The organism is Glycomyces arizonensis DSM 44726 (genome assembly GCF_000482705.1).
Lineage (GTDB): Bacteria > Actinomycetota > Actinomycetes > Mycobacteriales > Micromonosporaceae > Glycomyces > Glycomyces arizonensis.
The window spans coordinates 1-1,243 of the sequence record NZ_AXWO01000053.1 but is presented as its reverse complement, the minus strand read 5'-3'; the positions used below and the strand labels follow the sequence as shown (position 1 = coordinate 1,243).

Here is a 1,243-nt window from a genome sequence, read left to right as displayed (position 1 = left end):
GTGGTGCGAAGCGCACGGGAGCGGTGGGGGGTTGCAGAGGCCAGGGAGAAGCGACTGTTTACTAAAAACACAGGTCCATGCGAAGCCGTGAGGTGAGGTATATGGACTGACGCCTGCCCGGTGCTGGAACGTTAAGAGGATCCATTAGCCCTTAGGGGTGTCGTGGTGAATTGAAGCGCCAGTAAACGGCGGTGGTAACTATAACCATCCTAAGGTAGCGAAATTCCTTGTCGGGTAAGTTCCGACCTGCACGAATGGCGTAACGACTTCTCCGCTGTCTCAACCACATGCTCGGCGAAATTGCAGTACGAGTAAAGATGCTCGTTTCGCGCGGCAGGACGGAAAGACCCCGGGACCTTTACTATAGCTTGGTATTGGCGCATGGTCTGGTTTGTGTAGGATAGGCGGGAGCCTGGGAAGCTCGCACGCTAGTGTGGGTGGAGGCGTTGGTGAAATACCGCTCTGGCTTGATGGTGTGTCTCACCCGCGGCCCTGATCGGGTCGGGGGACAGTGCCTGGTGGGTAGTTTAACTGGGGCGGTTGCCTCCTAAATGGTAACGGAGGCGCCCAATGGTGCCCTCGGGCCGGTTGGAAACCGGTCGGTGAGTGTAAGCGTAGAAGGGTGCTTGACTGTGAGACTGACGGGTCGAGCAGGTGCGAAAGCAGGGGCTAGTGATCCGGCACCGATGTACGGATGTGGTGTCGCTCAACGGATAAAAGGTACCCCGGGGATAACAGGCTGATCTTCCCCAAGAGTCCATATCGACGGGATGGTTTGGCACCTCGATGTCGGCTCGTCGCATCCTGGGGCTGGAGTTGGTCCCAAGGGTTGGGCTGTTCGCCCATTAAAGCGGCACGCGAGCTGGGTTTAGAACGTCGTGAGACAGTTCGGTCCCTATCCGCCGCGCGCGCAGGAGATTTGATGAAGGGCTGTCCCTAGTACGAGAGGACCGGGATGGACGAACCGCTGGTGTGCCAGTTGTCCCGCCAGGGGCATGGCTGGTTGGCTACGTTCGGGAGCGATAACCGCTGAAAGCATCTAAGCGGGAAGCGTGCTTCGAGATGAGATCTCCGTCAGGGGTGAAGCCCTGGTGAGGCGCCCGGGAGATGACCGGGTTGATAGGCTCGACATGGAAGCGGTGCAAGCTGTGGAGTGGACGGGTACTAACCGCCGAGAACTTAACTTTTGCAGTCTGCTGGTAGAAACGATATTCACGCACACTATGCGATTCTGAGACAACAC

At 57.8% G+C, this 1,243-nt stretch carries 1 rRNA gene; it reads left to right on the top strand.

From position 1 onward, the window contains the following. Positions 1 to 1,187 (top strand): 23S ribosomal RNA (locus tag H613_RS31835); the annotation flags it as partial. Positions 1,188 to 1,243 lie beyond the last annotated feature (56 nt).